The sequence below is a fragment of the Pseudaestuariivita atlantica genome (assembly GCF_001205715.1).
Lineage (GTDB): Bacteria > Pseudomonadota > Alphaproteobacteria > Rhodobacterales > Rhodobacteraceae > Pseudaestuariivita > Pseudaestuariivita atlantica.
On sequence record NZ_AQQZ01000007.1, the window covers coordinates 135,585 to 152,979 of the forward strand.

Genomic DNA, 17,395 nt, shown 5'->3' on the forward strand with positions numbered 1-17,395 from the left:
CGGCCGCGAACGGCCGGGGGAACGGGGTGCGTGCTTCGAAGGCGCACCCGATCAACCAGGGAGAGACTGAAGATGTTCATGAAGAAAGTCGCACTGGCCGCGATCCTCGCGACCACCTCGACGATGGCCTATGCCGACGGGCATGGCTGCTCGATCAACGCACGCGTGTCGATCGTCGGCAACGAATTCCCGGCGATCCAGACCGTGGGTGCGGGCGCGCAGGAATGTTCCGGCGCCGAAGTGACCACCAACCTCACCGCCGACCACCAGAAGATCAACGTGGCGGGCATGTCGGGCAACCCGGCGGAATACACCTCGGCGATCATCGCCAACTCCTCCATCGTGGCGCTGATGAACGAAGACGTCATCCGCCCGCTGGATGACCTGGTGGCCAAGCACGGCGACGGCATCAAGCCGAACCAGCTGATCACCATCAACGGCAAGGTGATGGCGGTGGCGTTCATGGCGAACGCGCAGCACCTCGTCTACCGCGCGGACCTGCTGGAAAAAGCGGGCCTCGAAGTTCCGACCACCTATGAAGACATGCTGGCCGCCGCCAAGGTCCTGCGCGACCAGGGCCTGGCCGAGAACCCCGTGGGCGGTGCCTACAAGGCGGGCTGGAACCTCGCACAGGAATTCAACAACATGTTCCTGGGCTACGGCGGGTCGCACTTCAAGGACGGCTCGGCCGAGCCGAACGTGAACTCCGAAGCCGGCATCAAGGCGCTGGAAATGATGAAGGCGCTGTCGGAATACATGAACCCCGACTTCCTGACGCATGACTCCAACGCCACCAACGCGGAATTCCGCGCCGGCAACGTCGCGGTCATGAACATGTGGGGCTCGCGCGCCGCAACCATGACCGACGCCGAAGGCGTGCCGCAGGAAGTCGTCGACGGGTTCGCAATCGCGGGTCCGATGACCGTGGGCGGTGGCTCGATCCCGGCCTCGACCCTGTGGTGGGACGGCTGGACCGTCGCCAAGAACATCAGCGACGAAGAGGCCGAGGCCACCTTCATCGCGATGAAGCACGCGATCCGTCCGGAAATCCTCGAGGATGAAGAAGTCGCCAAGCAGGCCGTGTGGCTGATCGACGGCTACGAGCCGACCGAGGCCGCCGTGGGCGTGTTCGCCGCCGCGCAAGCCAACACCATCCCGTACCCGATGCTGCCCTACATGGGCCTGATGCACACCGCCCTCGGCGCTGAGCTGACGGACTTCATGAACGGCTCGGAATCGGCGGAACAGGCGCTGGCCGACGTCGAAGCGGCCTACACCGCCGCCGCCAAGGAAAAGGGCTTCCTGCAGTAAGGACGCCTCACCGGGTGCGCGGGCGATCCGCGCACCCATCCATCCCCGCACCTCCTCCGATCCGGTCAGGTCCATGAAACACCGCACGTTCTTCTGGTTCTTCCTGCCCACGGCATTGGCCATGCTGGTGTTCATCGCCGCCCCGCTGGTGTCGATCATCATGCAATCGGTGTTTGTCCCGCACGAGGCGGTGCTGATCGAATCCGAGAACTGCGGCCCCTTCGGCTGCACCAAGTCCACCACGGTCGACCAGGAGGCCACCGCGCAACTGCGCGCCGACCAGCCGCTGGGCCGGTTCGTGGGCTTTGACATCTATAAAGACCGCGGTCACCTCGCCACCGCCGAAGTCGGCAACGCATGGCGGTCGTCTGACAGTTTTGGCGATTTCTTCTCCGCCCTCGGCAACCTGCCGTTCTATCGCTCGCTCGCTTTCACCCTGACCTACACCTTCGTCTGCACGCCGCTTCTGATCATGCTGGGCTTTGCCATCGCCGTGGGGGTCAATTCGCTGAACAAGGCGGTGAAGGGCTTCGTGATCTTCTTCTCGCTCTTGCCCATGATCGTGACGCCGCTGGTCGGCGCGCTGGTCCTCTTCTGGATGGTCGACAGTCGCGGCATCCTCGGCAACTTCCTGTCCTACCTCGCCAATGATCCGACCCTGTCGCTGAAGGCGTCGACGCCGCTGATGTGGATCTCGCTGATCGTCTACGGCATCTGGTCGTCCGCGCCCTTCGCCTTCGTCGTGTTCTACGCAGGCCTGCAAACCGTGCCGCAGGACACGCTGGAATCCGCGCAGATCGACGGCGCGACGCGCTGGCAGCAGATCCGATACGTCATCATCCCGCACCTGATGCCGCTGGTGACCTTCGTGGCGCTCATCCAGCTGATGGACAACTTCCGCGTGTTCGAACCGATCATCGGCTTCTCGGCCGAGGCGCACGCCACCTCGCTCAGCTGGATCATCTTCAACGACCTCGGTGGCGAGACACGCCAGTTGACCGCCGCCGCGACCACCTCGGTTCTGACGGTGATCGGTGTCGCGATCCTGCTCAGCCCCGTGCTTGTACGCACTTGGCGCGACTTCAAAGGGAAGGCGCACTGACATGTCCACGCAAGCCAAATACCGCCCCACGTGGCTCAAGATCGGATCGGTCGTCTTCATCGCCGTCTGGCTGATCATCGCCGCCTTCCCGTTCATCTGGACGCTCTGGGGCTCCTTCAAGATCGAGCTCGACTTCTTCTCGATCGCCGACTGGACCAACGCCTTCTACGGCCGCAATACCGAGGCGACCTATGGCAGCCCGTTCACGCTTGCCGGGTACGAAGGCGCGTGGATCAAGGAAGGGTTCGGCCAGAACGTCATCAACACCTTCATCGTGTGCTTCTTCGTGGTCGCCACGTCGCTGACCATCGGAACGCTGGGCGCCTATGCCCTGTCGCGGTCGTCCTACAATTACGTCTTCTGGCTGCTCATCACCGCGCTGATCTTCCGCGCGATCCCGCCGATCACGCTGGTCTCGGGCTACCTGCCGCCCTTCTTCCAGTATAACGTCTGGGGGTTCCTGCCGACGGCGATCATCGTGCTGGTGGCGATTAACCAGCCCTTCACCCTTTGGATGCTCAACTCCTTCTTCCAGAAGATCCCGCAGGACCTAGACGAGAGCGCCAAGGTCGATGGCTGCACCCAGTTCCAGGCGTTCCGGCTGGTCATCATGCCGGTCATGTGGCCCGGCGTGATCACCACGGGGCTGTTTTCATTCCTTCTGGCCTATAACGACTTCGCCGTGACCTCGATGCTGCTGGCGGAATCGAACCGGACGATGATCCCGGCGATCAACGCCTTCCTCGGCACCACCCAGACTGAGGGCAACGTGATGTTCGCCGTTGCCGCCGTGGTGTCGGCCACCGTGCCGCTCTTCATCCTCGTGATGTTCTTCCAGCGCCAGATCGTGTCGGGCCTGACTGCGGGCGCGGTCAAGGGTTAGGGCGGGGCAGGGCGCATGCAAACCAACCGCGATGCCCTGCGCGCCTACGTGCAATCGTATGCAAGTGCCGATCCCTCGGCGCACCTTGCGGCCGCCGACGCCTTCTTCGCGCCCGATGCCACCTGCCACATCGTGCACCCCTTCAACGAGACGCCCTATATCACGCTTCTCGACAGCCTGCACCGCAGCTTCTCGACCCTGACCAGGGCCGATTACATCGCGATGGCGGGCAGGGAGTGGGTGTCGAACACCGGCTACTTCAGCGGCCAGTTCGACGCGCCGTGGCTGGGGATCGCACCGACGGGCGAACTCGCATGGCTCCGCTTCGGCGAGTTTCACCGGATGGACGCGGGCCGCGCGGTCGAAAGCTACATCTTCCTCGACATCCCCGAACTGATGATCGCCTGCGGCCAGTGGCCCATCACCCACAGCCCCGGCGACACGCGCGGTTTCACCGGCATCCAGCCCGGCCCCATGACGCAGGACGGCCTGCAATGGTCCGCGCAAGACACCGCCCGCAGCCAATCCTCCTACCGGATGGTCACCGACATGCTCGCCGGCCTCGCCACGCCCGACGAGGCATGGCGCCCCTACTGGCACGACCACATGATCTGGTACGGCCCCGGCGCCTTCGGCTCCTTCGTCGGCATCGAAGGGTTCCAGCGCTTCCAGGTCCCCTTCGAAAGCGCGTTCGACGGCTGGTCCGGCGGCAGCGCGGGCAACGGCATGACCGAACATTTCTGCCGCTTTGGCGATGGCGACTACGTCTGCTCGGGCGGCTGGCCGTCGCTCACGGGCGTGCAGGTCGGGTCCTTCCTCGACCAGCCTCCAAGCGGCAAACGCCTCTACATGCGCGTCTGCGACTGGTGGCGGCGCGAGGGCGATAAACTTCGCGAAAACTGGGTTTTCGTCGACATTCCTCATGTCCTGCTCCAACTCGACGTCGACCTGCTGGAGGCACCCTGATGTCTTCTTCTCTTCCCAAATATGTCCGCCGGAGGCTCCCGCGGCCCGCCACCCAACCCCGAGGTCTCACATGACAGGCGCACGCCCCGAACAGGCGGTCCTCACCCGCGATACCGACATGTCGAAAACGGCAGAAACCCGTGCCGTGATCGAAGGCATGGTCGATGGCCTGAACGACCACCGCATCGCCGATATCGGCGAGTTCTTCGCCCAATCCTTCCGCTGGATGGGCAATACCGGCTGCGGGACCAAGATCGGTTTGCAAGCCTTTCAGGACAATTGGCAAAAACCGTTCCAGGCCGCCTTCCACGACAAGGTCTGCATCGACGAGGCACGCCTCTACATGGGCGAATGGGCCGCCGCCTTCGGCAGGCAGGAAGCCACCCACGGCGGCACCTTCATGGGCATCGCGCCCACCGGCAAGCGGATCGAGATCCGGTACATGGATTTCTGGAAGGTCGAGGACGGCCGCATCACCGACAATTACGTGATGGTCGACTTCCCGCATGTCCTCTCTCAACTGGGTGTCGACGTCTTCGACGGCGAAGGCTGGGAAGCCTTCGACCGTGGCGACAGGACGCCACCCACCCCCTAGACACGCCGCCCCGGACTTGATCCGGGGCCTCCACGCCAAAAGGAGCCCGCACATGGCCATCACCCATCTGAAGACCGCCAAATCCGATGCCGACCGCGCTGAAGACGACAGCAAGGTGCGCGCCATCGTCGAACAGACGCTCAAGGATATCGAAGAGGGCGGCGATGCCACGGTCCGCACCCTGTCCGAGAAGTTCGACAATTACGCACCGGAAAGCTTCAGACTGTCCCAGGCCCAGATCGATGAACTGATGGCCGAAGTCTCTCCGCGCGACATGGAGGACATCAAGTTCGCGCAGGAGCAGGTGCGCAAGTTCGCGCAGGCGCAGCGCGACAGCATGCTGGATATCGAGGTGGAGCCGATGCCCGGCGTGATCCTCGGCCACCGCAACATCCCCGTTCAATCGGTGGGGTGCTACGTGCCGGGCGGCAAGTTCCCGATGGTCGCCTCGGCGCACATGTCGGTCGCCACCGCCTCGGTCGCGGGCGTGCCGCGCATCATCGCCGCCACTCCGCCGTGGCAGGGCAAACCGAACCCCGCCGTGGTGACCGCGATGCACCTTGGCGGCGCACATGAGATCTACGTCTTGGGTGGTATCCAGGCCGTGGGCGCGATGGCGATCGGGACGGAGACGATCGACCCCGTGCACATGCTCGTCGGCCCCGGCAACGCCTTCGTGGCCGAGGCGAAACGCCAGCTGTATGGCCGGGTCGGCATCGACCTCTTCGCAGGCCCGACCGAAACCATGGTGATCGCCGACGACACCGTCGATGCCGAGATGTGCGCGACCGACCTTCTGGGGCAGGCCGAGCACGGCTACAACTCGCCCGCCGTTCTGGTCACCAATTCCGAGCGTCTGGCGAAGGAAACCCTGACCGAGATCGACCGCATCCTGCAGATCCTCCCCACCGCCGACACGGCGTCGAAATCGTGGGAGGAGTATGGCGAGGTGATCCTCTGCGACAGCTATGACGAGATGCTGGAGGTCGCGAACGATATCGCGTCGGAACACGTGCAGGTCATGACCGACCGGGACGACTGGTTCCTCGACAACATGCACTCGTATGGCGCGCTGTTCCTCGGGCCGCGCACCAACGTGGCGAACGGCGACAAGGTGATCGGCACCAACCACACGCTGCCGACCAAGAAGGCGGGGCGCTATACCGGCGGGCTGTGGGTCGGCAAGTTCCTGAAAACGCACTCTTATCAAAAAGTGACGACGGACGAGGCGGCGGCGGAAATCGGCGCCTATTGCTCGCGCCTGTGCCTGCTGGAAGGGTTCGTGGGCCATGCCGAACAGGCCAACGTGCGCGTGCGCCGGTATGGCGGGCAGAACGTGCCCTATGGCGGCGCGGCGGAGTGAGCGCAGCCGCGCATAAGGCGGCGCTTCAGCCGTTCCGCGCGGCCCTTGCGCAAGGCGACCCGGCGGCGGCGCGGGAGGCGTTCATCGCCGCCTGCGCGCCAGACGTTCTGGGCCGCTTCTGCCACCCGTTCGGGGACCTGACAGGGGCAGAGGCGATCTGGGAAAAGACCTTCGCGCCGCTCGGCACCGCATGGCCCGATCTGGAACGCCGCGACTGGATCGTGATTGCCGGTGAAGACGAGGACGGCGCAAGCTGGGTCGGCTGCGGCGGGACCTATGTCGGGCTGTTCGACGTGCCGTGGCTGGGCATTCCGCCAACCGGGCACCTTGCGCATATGCGGCTCCACGAGTTCTACCGGTTTGACGACGGAAAGATCATTGAAATTCAGGCCTTGTGGGACATACCTGAAGTGATGCTTCAGGCGCGGACCTGGCCGATGGCGCCGTCCCTGGGGCGCGAATGGAACGTTCCCGGACCGGCGACCTGCGACGGCCTCGGCCCTCATGACGCGGACCTGTCGGACACCTCCCGCTCCCATGTCATCGACATGCTGACAGCCATGTCCCGCCACCCGGCAGAGCCGCCCGACGCGATGGAAATGCCCCGGTTCTGGCACACGGACATGTCGTGGTACGGCCCCGCGGGCATCGGCACCGCGCGGGGGATCGACGGGTTCCGCAATCACCACCAGCGCCCTTTCCTTGCCGCCATGCCCGACCGGGGGCAGCACGCGGACGAGACCAGGCACCACTTCATCGCCGAAGGCGCCTATGTCGGCGTGACGGGCTGGCCCAACATGGCACAGACGCTGACGGGGGGCGGCTGGCTTGGGCTGCCGGGGACGGGGCAGAAGGTCACCCTGCGAAGTCTCGATTTCTGGCGAATGGAGCGGGGAAAGATCCGGGAAAACTGGGTCTTGGTCGACCTTCTTCACCTTTACCACCAGTTGGGTATAGACGTGTTCCACCGCATGCGAGAGCTTCTGGGAGAGAGCCGATGACCCTGCCGCACACCCCGTCCTTTTCACTTGAAGGCCGCCGCGCCCTTGTTGCCGGGGCTTCCTCGGGCATCGGGCTGGGCTGCGCCGTGGCGCTGGCCCGTGCAGGAGCTTCGGTGACGCTGGCCGCGCGGCGGGTCGACAAGCTGGAAGAGGCGGTTGCCGAGCTGAAGGCCGAAGGCTGCGAGGCCGACGCGCTGGCGATGGACGTGTCCGACATCCCGGCAACCGTGAAAAGCGTTGCGGAAACGGGGCCTTACGACATTCTCTTGAACTCCGCCGGATTGGCCCGCCACGGCCCTGCGCTGGAAACTACCGAAGAGGATTTCGACGCCGTCCAGTCACTGAACTTCAAGGGCGCGTATTTCCTGACGCAGGCGGTCGCCAAGGGGCTGATCGAGGCCGGGAAACCCGGATCGCTCATCAACATCACCAGCCAGATGGCGCAGGTCGGCGGGCAGGAGCGTGCCGTCTATTGCGGGACGAAACACGGCGTCGAAGGGTTCACCAAGGCGATGGCGATCGAATGGGGGCCGCACCAGATCCGCGTGAACTGCATCGCGCCGACCTTCATCGTCACCGAACTGACCAAGCCGACTTTCGCGCGGCCCGAACTGAAGGCATGGGTCGAGGACAAGATCAAGCTGGGCCGCATCGGCGAGGTGGAGGATATCATGGGCGCGGTCGTGTACCTTGCCAGCGATGCCTCGGCGCTGGTGACCGGCACCTCGCTTCTGGTGGACGGGGGCTGGACGGCGGACTGACATGGCTCGGGTGACGGCGCATCAGGTGGCAGAGCGGGCGGGCGTGAGCCAGTCGGCGGTCAGCCGCGTCTTCACCCCCGGCGCGTCGGTCAGCGAAACCACCCGCAAGAAGGTCCGCGCGGCGGCGGATGCGCTGGGGTATCGCCCCAATGTGCTGGCGCGGTCGCTGATCACCGGCAAAAGCCGCATCATCGGGCTGATCGTCGCCTACCTCGACAATTACTTCTACCCGGAGGCGCTGGAAAAGCTGTCGAACGCGCTTCAGGCCGAAGGGTATCACGTGCTGGTCTTCATGGTGTCCAAGACGACCGAGGGCGTGGACCGGATCATGGACGAAATCCTCGATTACCAGGTGGATGGGATCGTCGTCGCCTCGGTCGATCTGTCGTCGGAACTGACGGACCGCTGCCGCGCGCAATCGGTGCCGGTGGTGCTGTTCAACCGCACGCAGGATGGGGCGGGGGTCAACACCGTCACCTCCGACAACTTCGGCGGCGGCCGCGCGGTGGGCGAGTTCCTGATCGCGGGCGGGCATCGCCGGATCGGGTATATCGCGGGCTACGAGGGCGCCTCGACCCAGCGGGATCGGGAGGCGGGGTTGCTGGCGGCCCTGACCGGTGCGGGCCTGACCCTGCATGCGCGGGGCGACGGAGCCTTCCTGCAGGATCGCGCGCGCGAGGCCGCGTTGCGCATGTGCGACGGGCCCGACCGCCCGGACGCGCTGTTCATCGCCAATGACCACATGGCGTTCCCGGTGATGGACGCGCTGCGCGCCGATCTGGGGCTGGACGTGCCCGGCGATATCTCGGTCGTGGGATACGACGACGTGCCGCCCGCGGCATGGCCCGCTTACGACCTGACGACCGTGCGCCAGCGCGCCAACCGCATGGTCGATGCGACGGTCAAGGCGCTGTTGCGCCAGATCGCGGCGCCGGGCGTGAAACCCACGGCGGACGTGATCGACAGCCCACTTGTGATCCGCGGGTCGGCGCGGCTGCCCGAAGGCATGGAAAGGACGACCCCATGAAGGGATTTTCAAACCGGTTCAAGGACTTCCCCGATTATATCATCGGGATCACCAAGGAGATCTGGGAAGACCGGGGCATCGCCACGCTGCACGAATACTACGCGCCGGACATCGTGGTGCGCTCGCCAGCGTCGGTCGTGGTCGGCAATCAGGGCGTGATCGCGGCGACGATGGCGACGCTGGCCGAGTTCCCGGACCGGACTTTGTACGGAGAGGACGTGATCTGGTCGGGCACGCCGGAAGAGGGGATGCTGTCGTCTCATCGTCTGCATTCGACGGCGACGCATTCGGGCGACGGGGTCTATGGCACGGCGACGGGCAAGCGGTTGCAGTACCGGATCATCGCCGACTGTCACGCGATCAACAACCAGATCAACGACGAATGGCTGATCCGCGATCAGGGCGCGATCGTGCGGCAGTTGGGATGGGACCCCAAGGAGTATGCCGCTGACCTGATCGCGAAAGAGGGCGGGCCGGAGAAAAGCACACCGACCTTCCATCCCTCCCGCGACATCGAGGGCCCCTACAAGGGGCGCGGAAACGATAACGATTGGGGCGCGAAATACGCCGATATCCTGACCCGGATCATGGGGGCCGACATGGCCGCGATCCCGGCGGAATACGACCGGGCCGTTGCCTCGCACTACCCCGGCGGCGTGGACGGGATCAGCCACGGGCCGGTGGACCGGTTCTGGATGGGCCTGCGCGCGGCGTTTCCGTCGGCGACGTTCGAAATCCACCACCAGATCGGGCGGTACGACCCGATGATGCCGCCCCGCGCCGCGCTGCGCTGGTCGCTGACGGGCAAGCATGACGGCTGGGGCGCGTTCGGCACGCCTACCGGGGCCGAGGTCCATGTCATGGGCGCCTCCCATGCCGAATTCGGGCCGTGGGGTCTGCGGCGGGAGTTCACGCTGTTCGATGAAACGGCGCTTTGGAAGCAGATCCTGTTGCACACTGGGTGAGCCGCCGCGCTTCGTCGGGCCCTGGACCGGCGAGCCGACGGACGAGCCAAGGCGCTTTATGCCTGCAAATCCGGAAAAGGGATGGACGATGCGCGTCGTTCAGACAATTCGCCGGGCCGTGGGAGGGCCCGGCGATGCGCGGCGGCCTGCGGCCTTGATTCCGCGCAAGCCCTGCAAAATCGTTGAGCCCCCGTCAGGGCGTTGACCTTGCCCGCGCTTGGCCTCACAAAACCGTGAAGAGGTGAGGGAGAGGGCATCATGGCAATCCGGACAACGCATGTGGGCTCGCTGCCGCGCAGCCAGAAGGTGGTGGATTTCATCTTCGCGCGTGAGCGCGGCGAAGATTATGACCCGGCGGCCTTCGATGCCGCGATGACCGAGGCCGTGGACGCGACCGTCGCCCGGCAGGTCGAGGCCGGGGTCGATATCGTGTCGGATGGCGAGACCTCGAAGATCTCGTATGCCACCTACGTCAAGGACCGCTACACCGGGTTCGACGGCGACAGCCCCCGCAACGCGCCCGCCGACCTCAAGATGTTTCCCGGCTTCCTGAAACGGCTCGCCGACGATGGCGGCACGCCGAAATACGCGCGGCCCATGTGCGTGGGAGAGGTGAAGTCGAAAGGGCAGGGTGAGCTGGAAAAGGACATTGCCAACCTCAAGGCGGCGATGGCCGCGCACGGGGTCGAGCGGGGGTTCATGAACGCGGCCTCTCCGGGCGTGATCTCGCTGTTCCTGCAGAACGATTACTACCCAAGCCGGGAGGCCTATCTTGCAGCGCTGGCCGATGCGATGCGCGAGGAATACGAAACCATCGTGGGTGCGGGGCTGGACCTGCAACTCGATTGCCCCGACCTTGCCCTGTCGCGGCACATGCTGTTTGCCGACCTGTCGGACGACGAGTTCCTCAGGATCGCGGGCGCGCATGTGGAGGCGCTGAACCACGCGCTGCAGAACGTGCCCGCCGACAAGGTGCGCGTGCATATCTGCTGGGGCAATTACGAAGGGCCGCATTGCTGCGACATCGACATGGCCACCGTGTTCGACACGCTGATGTCGACCAAGGCGCGCTATGTCCTGTTCGAGACGTCGAACCCCCGCCACGCCCACGAATGGACGGTGTTCCGCGATCGCAAGGCCGACATCCCCGACGACAAGGTACTGGTGCCGGGCGTGGTGGATACGACCACGAACTTCATCGAGCACCCTGAACTGGTCGCGCAGCGGCTGGAGCGGTTCACCGGGATCGTGGGCGAGGACCGCGTGATCGCGGGGTCGGATTGCGGGTTCGGGACGTTCGCGGGGTTTGGCACGGTCGATCCCGACATCGCCTATGCCAAGCTGAGGGCGATGAAGGACGGGGCGGCGCTCGCCTCCGGACGCCCCGGCTGAGCCCGATTTCCTGGCGAAAATCGCGCGTCAGCGGCCCGCCCTCCAGGCCAGCGCCGTCAGGCGGTGTAGTCGGCGTCGCTCACATGGTCGAGCCACGTGACATGGGTGCCGCTGTCGTCGGCTTCCTGCATGGCGACGTGGGTCATTTCGGCGTCGGGCGCCGCGCCGTGCCAGTGCTCTTCATCGGGATGGAAGAACACAGTGTCGCCGGGTTTCAGCGTGATGACCGGACCGCCGCGACGTTGGGCGCGGCCTTCCCCGGCGGTGACGAAGATCGTCTGTCCGCGCGGATGGGTGTGCCATGCCGTGCGCGCGCCGGGCTGGAACGTGACGCTGAGCGCGCGCAGTTGCGCGGGCAGGGGTGCCTCGATGATCGGGGTGAGGGTCACGTCGCCGGTGAAATACTCGGCGGGGCCGGGCCGGTCGGGGCGGTCGCCCGCGGAGTGATGATCCATGGCGTGTCTCCCTTGACGCTCAGGCGCGGCGACGGCGGCGGCGACCGCCGCCTTCATCGCTGCCGGTGTTGAAGCTGACCTGCGGCAGGTTCACGACGGCGCGCAGTTCGGGGAACGGGTCGGTCGCGTGCGGAATGGCGTTGGCGGCGACGAAATGTTCCTGGAACTTCGGCTCGATAGCGGTTTCGACCTTGGTGATCCGGTGCACCGTTTCCTCGATCTCCGCCCGCGCGGTGATGCTGCAGAGCGCGATGCGCGCGCCGGTGCCCGCCGCGTTGCCGGCAGAGGTCACGTGATCCAGCGGCACGTCGGGGATCATGCCCAGCACCATCGCGTGCTTGGGCGAGATATGCGCGCCGAACGCGCCCGCCAGCACCACGCGGTCGACCTTGTCGACGCCCATTTCGTCCATCAGCAGGCGCGCGCCCGCATAAAGCGCCGATTTTGCCAGCTGGATCGCGCGGATGTCGCCTTGGGTCACGGTGATGCGCGGCCCGCCCGTGTCGGAGGCGTCGTGCAGGACATAGGCGTGGGTGCGGCCTTCGGGGATGCAGCGCGGGGTGCCTGTCGCCTCGGCCGACCCGATCAGGCCCGATGGGTCGAGAAGGCCCGCCATGCGCATCTCGGCCACGGCTTCGATAATGCCCGACCCGCAGATGCCGGTGATGCCGGTGCCCTTGGTCGCCTCGGCAAAGCCGTCCTCGTCGGACCAGAGGTCACAGCCGATCACGCGGAAGCGGGGTTCCTTGGTGGCGGGGTCGATCTCTACCCGTTCGATGGCGCCGGGGGCGGCGCGCTGGCCGGAGCTGATCTGCGCGCCTTCAAACGCGGGGCCGGTGGGGGACGAACAGGCGAGCACGCGCGTGGTGTTTCCCAGAAGGATCTCGGCATTGGTGCCGACGTCGACGACCAGCGACAGGTCCTCGCGCTTGCCCGGTTCCTCGCTCAGTGCCACGGCGGCGGCATCGGCCCCCACATGGCCCGCGATGCAGGGCAGAAGGTAGACCTGCGCGCACGGGTTCATCGCGGTGAGGTCGAGCGACGGGGCGGGCAGCGTCAGGCTATCGGAGGTCGCAAGCGCGAACGGGGCTTGGCCCAGCTCCACCGGGTCGATTCCGAGCAGCAGGTGGTGCATGACCGGGTTGCAGACGAACACGGTTTCCATGATCGATTGCGTGTCGATCCCCGCCTCGGTCGCGATGCCCTGTGTCAGGCCGTTGATGGCGGTGCGGACGGCGTCCGTCATGTCCTTGTCGCCGCCGGGGTTCATCATGGCATAGCTGACGCGGCTCATCAGGTCCTCGCCGAACCGGATCTGCGGGTTCATCACGCCGGACGAGGCAAGGACGGCCCCGGTGCGCAGGTCGCACAGATGCGCGGCGATGGTGGTGGAGCCAAGGTCGATGGCCAGCCCGTGCAGCCCGCCTTCGTAAAGACCCGGCCAGATCTGCAGGATGCGCGGTGGGCCGCCGCGGTGGTCGGCATGCACGGCGACGGTGACGTACCAGTTGCCCTTGCGCAGCACCTTCTGCAGGTCGGGTAGCAGGGAGGGCTCGACGGTGGCGCCCTCGATCTCCCATTGCTGGGACAGCGCGCGGTCGATGCGTTCGACGTCGCCCGTGGGCGTGTGCATGTCGGGCTCGTCCACGGCGATGTAATAGGTCCGGGTGGCGGGGGCCATTTCGATGTCGCGGGCGGCGGCTTCCTTGCGCACGACCTGCCGGTGCACCTGGCTTTCGGGCGGCACGTCGATCACCACGTCGCCCTGCACCTGCGCCTGGCAGCCAAGGCGACGGCCCTTCGGCAATCCGCGTTTGTCGTCATAGCGTTGCTCGACCGCGTTCCAGTCGCTGAGCGCGCCGTCGCGCACCGTGATCCCGTGTTTCGGGAAGTCGCCATAGGACGGCGTGACCTGGCATTTCGAACAGATGCCCCGCCCGCCGCAGACGCTGTCGAGGTCGACGCCAAGCTGCCGCGCGGCCTGAAGGATGGGGGTGCCTACCGGGAAGCGGCCGCGCTTGCCGGACGGGGTGAAGACGACGAGGGGATCGTTGCTCATGGCGTGCTCCGTGCTTGAGCGCGAGCATAGGGCGCGTGACGGAAAGCGAAAGCCGATTGGCGGCATCTCGCGGCCTGCCAGCGGCGCACTTACCGCGTCCGGATGACGCGGGCGCGGGCGGTGGCGAGAAGGGCGCGGGAGTAGAGTTTGTGGAACCCCAGAAGCGCGCGATAGACGGTGCCGAGATCGCGGCCCGGCTCCGGCGGCACAATGGCGGAGCCGAAATAGAGGCGGGTGCCAGCCTCGTCAGGCGCGACGGCGAGCCATGAGCGCGTCGCGGACGAGGGGTCGCACATGAGAAGCTGGCTGTCGCTGCGATCCTCGACCGTCCACGCGGCGAAGCGGTCGGTCCCGGACCGGGCCAGCGCCCGCGCCTCGACATCGGTAGAGCGGTAGCCCGCCAGCCCGAGGATCTGGCGTTCGATGCGGAAGAGCCACGCGGTGTAGAACGCCTCGACATAAGCGGGCAGGTCCACGGGGCCGTCCACGGTGACGGTAAAGCAGTCGGTGTAGCAATCGTCACGATCGGCATAGCGCGCCAGAAGCGCGCCGGGGGGTAGGGGGGCGGTGGTGACGCGCTTACCCATCGCCGCGCGCGTGGAAGATGAAGCCGAGCGTGTTGAGCAGAAGCTGCGCCGCGAGGATCGAGGTGGAGCCGGTCGGGTCGTAATCCGGCGCGACCTCGACGAGGTCGATCCCCACGATGTCGTGGCTTTGCGCCACCGCCTGCATCAGTTCCAGCACCTCGTAATAAAGGAACCCGCCATGCGACGGCGTGCCGGTGCCGGGGGCGATGGAGGGGCAAAAGGCGTCGATGTCGATGGTGATGTAAAGCCGCGCGCCTGCGGGGATGCGGGCCGCCAGCGCTTTGGTCCCAAGGGTGCGGGCCTGTCGGACGCTGAGGATGTCGGACCCCATCGCGCGGGCGTCGTCGTAGCCTTCCTTTGCGGTCGAGCTGACATTGCGGATGCCGACTTGCGTGAGGCCGGTGACATAGGGCTGTTCGGCGGCCCGGCGCATCGGGTTGCCGTGGCCGTGACGGACCCCGTGGCGTTCGTCGACGAAATCGAGATGCGCGTCGATCTGCAGGACGTGGATGTCGCCCTGTCCATCGAAGGCGCGGATGCAGGGGATGTTGATCGAATGGTCGCCGCCGATGGTGACGGGTAGCGCGCCCGCGTCGAGGATGGCGCGCACGCCGGCCTCGATATTGGTGTGGCTTTTCTCGGTATCGGTGTGGACGATGTCGGCATCGCCGATATCCACGATGCGGACCGATCCGGGCAGGTAGGTCGCGTCATCCTCGTGGTCATAGGCTCCCGCATGGCCGAAGGAGAAGAGCGTCGAGGCCTCGCGCACGCCGCGCGGGCCGAACCGCGCGCCGGAGCGCCATTGCGTGCCGAAATCGAACGGCGCGCCGAGGATCGCCACGTCGGCGTCGATCGCGGACCAGTCGCTCACATAGGGGCGTTTGCCGAAGGTGGAGATGCCAACGAAGGGCAGATCGAGGCGCCCGCTGTCGTAGGAATTGGCCATGTTGCGCAACCGGGGGCCAGCCCCCGGACCCCCGAGGTATTTGTCGAACCGAAGAAGGAGGGATCCTTCGCCGCGACCAGACCACGGGGTCAGGGGATGGTCAACCAGCGTGCGGTGCCGTTGTGGTCGAGCGCGATGCGACCGTCTTCGATGACGAGGATCTCGTCTCCGTTCAGGAGGGCGCCGGTTTCCAGCATGTGGGTCTGGCCCGAGGGCATCTTGATCAGGGCGCGGGGGGTGTCGTCGAGGAAGGTGCCCAGAAGGACGGGGCGGTTGTGGGGCAGGCGGACCTGTTCGGTCGCGTGTTCGGCGGCCTTGCTCGATTGGCTCATCTTGCTCTCCGTGTCGTTTCGGAGGGGCGAGATATGAGCGGATGTCGCGGGGAGGAAGAGGTGGCGACGCCGCGTCAGGCGCGGGGTGGCGAGGGTCTGCCGATCACTCGGCGGCTTTCAGCGTGAAGCCCTTTTCGATCTGGTCGGAGGGTTCGACCGGGTATTCACCCGAGAAGCAGGCATCGCAATATTGCGGGGCTTTCGGGTTGCGGCCCTTGGCCTCTCCGACCGCGCGGTAGAGGCCGTCGAGCGAGATGAACTTGAGGCTGTCCACGGCGAGGTGGTCGCGCATCTCGTCCTCGCTCATCGTCGCGGCGAGCAGTTTCTCGCGCTGGGGCGTGTCGACGCCGTAGAAGCAGGGCCAGGCGGTGGGCGGGGAGGCGATGCGGAAATGCACTTCCTTGGCGCCCGCGTCGAGGATCATTTCCTTGATCTTGCGGGAGGTGGTGCCGCGCACGACCGAGTCGTCGACGAGGATCACCCGTTTGCCGCGGATCAGCGCGCGGTTCACGTTCAGCTTCAGCCGTACGCCCATGTTGCGGATCTGCTCGGTCGGTTCGATGAAGGTCCGGCCCATGTACTGGTTGCGGATGATGCCCATAGCGTACGGGATGCCCGATTCCAGCGAATAGCCGATGGCGGCGGGGGTGCCGCTGTCGGGGACGGGGCAGACGAGGTCGGCCTCCACCGGGCTTTCCTTGGCCAGTTCGCGCCCGATGGCCTCGCGCGTCTCGTACACGCTGCGCCCGCCGAGGATCGAGTCGGGGCGCGAGAAATAGACGTGTTCGAAGATGCAGAAGCGCGGGCGCGACGGGCGGAAGGGGTGGCGGCTGTCGATGCCCGCGGGCGTGATCACGACCATCTCCCCCGGTTCGACCTCGCGCAGGAACTCGGCACCGACGATGTCGAGCGCGCAGGTTTCCGACGCCAGCACCCAGCCGTCCTCGCCGATGCGACCGATGACCAGCGGGCGCACGCCCAGCGGGTCGCGCACGCCGATCAGCTTGGTCCGGGTCATGGCCACGACCGAAAACGCGCCTTCGACGCGGCGCAGCGCGTCTTCCATCCGGTCGGGGATCGACCGCTGCAGCGACCGTGCCATCAGGTGGATGATGCATTCGCTGTCGGACGACGACTGGAATATCGAGCCACGCTCGATCAATTCCCGCCGCAGGGCGTCGGCATTGGTGATGTTGCCATTGTGGGCAATCGCCGCGCCACCCATCGAGAACTCGCCGAAGAACGGCTGCACGTCGCGGATCGCGGTCGCGCCTTTCGATCCGGCGGTGGAATAGCGCACGTGGCCGATGCCGATGGGACCGGGCAGGGTGGCCATCGTGGCGGGATCGGTGAAGTTGTCGCGCACGTATCCGAAGCGCCGGGCGTTGTTGAACCCCTGTTCGGGGTCATGCACGACGATGCCGCCGGCTTCCTGCCCGCGATGCTGCAGGGCATGCAGGCCAAGCGCCACGAAACTTGCCGCGTTCGCGACGCCGACAATCCCGAAGATCCCGCATTCCTCGTGCAGCGTGTCGCCGTCATCGAGCATGGTGTCGTCGAACGGGTGGGCGGGGGGCATTTGTCTGGTCAAGCGGGCGCGTTCCTGAAGTGGCATCACGAGTCGGCACGGGTCGTGGGCTGTGTACG

Annotated in this window: 17 protein-coding genes; 11 read left to right on the forward strand and 6 right to left on the reverse strand. The window is 66.1% G+C overall.

What is annotated here, in order from left to right; translation table 11 throughout:
* Positions 1–72 precede the first annotated feature (72 nt).
* The 11 genes from ATO11_RS15395 (at position 73) to ATO11_RS15445 (ending at position 11,366) form a co-directional block, all read left to right on the forward strand.
* Positions 73–1,311 carry an extracellular solute-binding protein gene (locus ATO11_RS15395; protein ID WP_082176369.1) on the forward strand — a complete coding sequence of 413 codons (1,239 nt, stop codon included), beginning with the start codon at positions 73–75 and terminating at the stop codon, positions 1,309–1,311.
* A gap of 73 nt (positions 1,312–1,384) precedes the next feature.
* Complete coding sequence (locus ATO11_RS15400; protein ID WP_050531799.1) at positions 1,385–2,413, forward strand: carbohydrate ABC transporter permease; 1,029 nt, start codon at positions 1,385–1,387, stop codon at positions 2,411–2,413.
* 1 nt (position 2,414) lies between these two features.
* Positions 2,415–3,296 carry a carbohydrate ABC transporter permease gene (locus ATO11_RS15405; protein ID WP_050531800.1) on the forward strand — a complete coding sequence of 294 codons (882 nt, stop codon included), beginning with the start codon at positions 2,415–2,417 and terminating at the stop codon, positions 3,294–3,296.
* 15 nt (positions 3,297–3,311) lie between these two features.
* Positions 3,312–4,262, forward strand: a complete 951-nt coding sequence (locus tag ATO11_RS15410; RefSeq protein ID WP_050531801.1) for a nuclear transport factor 2 family protein — start codon at positions 3,312–3,314, stop codon at positions 4,260–4,262.
* Between the two features lie 70 nt (positions 4,263–4,332).
* Positions 4,333–4,857: an ester cyclase gene (locus ATO11_RS15415; protein WP_050531802.1), complete on the forward strand. Its 525-nt coding sequence runs from the start codon at positions 4,333–4,335 to the stop codon at positions 4,855–4,857.
* 52 nt (positions 4,858–4,909) lie between these two features.
* Positions 4,910–6,220, forward strand: a complete 1,311-nt coding sequence (hisD, locus tag ATO11_RS15420; RefSeq protein ID WP_050531803.1) for a histidinol dehydrogenase — start codon at positions 4,910–4,912, stop codon at positions 6,218–6,220.
* Positions 6,217–7,221, forward strand: a complete 1,005-nt coding sequence (locus tag ATO11_RS15425; RefSeq protein WP_050531804.1) for an ester cyclase — start codon at positions 6,217–6,219, stop codon at positions 7,219–7,221. Before hisD ends, ATO11_RS15425 begins: the two co-directional genes overlap by 4 nt.
* Positions 7,218–7,982 (forward strand): SDR family NAD(P)-dependent oxidoreductase, encoded by a 765-nt coding sequence (locus tag ATO11_RS15430; protein WP_050531805.1) that lies wholly within the window; start codon positions 7,218–7,220, stop codon positions 7,980–7,982. The genes ATO11_RS15425 and ATO11_RS15430 overlap by 4 nt, the downstream gene beginning before the upstream one ends.
* A 1-nt stretch (position 7,983) precedes the next feature.
* Complete coding sequence (locus tag ATO11_RS15435) at positions 7,984–9,009, forward strand: LacI family DNA-binding transcriptional regulator (protein WP_050531806.1); 1,026 nt, start codon at positions 7,984–7,986, stop codon at positions 9,007–9,009.
* Entirely contained in the window at positions 9,006–9,974 is a 969-nt protein-coding gene (locus tag ATO11_RS15440; protein WP_050531807.1) for a nuclear transport factor 2 family protein, read from the forward strand. The genes ATO11_RS15435 and ATO11_RS15440 overlap by 4 nt, the downstream gene beginning before the upstream one ends.
* Positions 9,975–10,232: 258 nt before the next feature.
* The gene (locus ATO11_RS15445) at positions 10,233–11,366 is read left to right on the forward strand and encodes a cobalamin-independent methionine synthase II family protein (RefSeq protein ID WP_050531808.1); all 1,134 of its coding nucleotides are present in this window, start codon (positions 10,233–10,235) and stop codon (positions 11,364–11,366) included.
* Positions 11,367–11,422: 56 nt separating this feature from the next.
* Here ATO11_RS15445 and ATO11_RS15450 read toward each other — a convergent pair whose 3' ends face one another.
* The 6 genes from ATO11_RS15450 to purF form a co-directional block, all read right to left on the reverse strand.
* On the reverse strand, positions 11,423–11,821 hold the full coding sequence (locus ATO11_RS15450) for a (R)-mandelonitrile lyase (protein ID WP_050531891.1): 399 nt from the start codon (positions 11,819–11,821) through the stop codon (positions 11,423–11,425).
* A 19-nt stretch (positions 11,822–11,840) separates the two neighbouring features.
* The gene (locus ATO11_RS15455) at positions 11,841–13,880 is read right to left on the reverse strand and encodes an ASKHA domain-containing protein (RefSeq protein ID WP_050531809.1); all 2,040 of its coding nucleotides are present in this window, start codon (positions 13,878–13,880) and stop codon (positions 11,841–11,843) included.
* 89 nt (positions 13,881–13,969) lie between these two features.
* Positions 13,970–14,467, reverse strand: a complete 498-nt coding sequence (locus tag ATO11_RS15460) for a hypothetical protein (protein ID WP_050531810.1) — start codon at positions 14,465–14,467, stop codon at positions 13,970–13,972.
* Positions 14,460–15,416, reverse strand: a complete 957-nt coding sequence (gene speB, locus ATO11_RS15465; RefSeq protein WP_050531811.1) for an agmatinase — start codon at positions 15,414–15,416, stop codon at positions 14,460–14,462. Before speB ends, ATO11_RS15460 begins: the two co-directional genes overlap by 8 nt.
* An 89-nt stretch (positions 15,417–15,505) precedes the next feature.
* A complete protein-coding gene (locus tag ATO11_RS15470; protein WP_050531812.1) occupies positions 15,506–15,748 on the reverse strand; it encodes a hypothetical protein in 243 nt (80 codons plus the stop codon).
* A 103-nt stretch (positions 15,749–15,851) separates the two neighbouring features.
* Positions 15,852–17,327 (reverse strand): amidophosphoribosyltransferase, encoded by a 1,476-nt coding sequence (purF, locus tag ATO11_RS15475; RefSeq protein ID WP_050531813.1) that lies wholly within the window; start codon positions 17,325–17,327, stop codon positions 15,852–15,854.
* Positions 17,328–17,395: the final 68 nt, after the last annotated feature.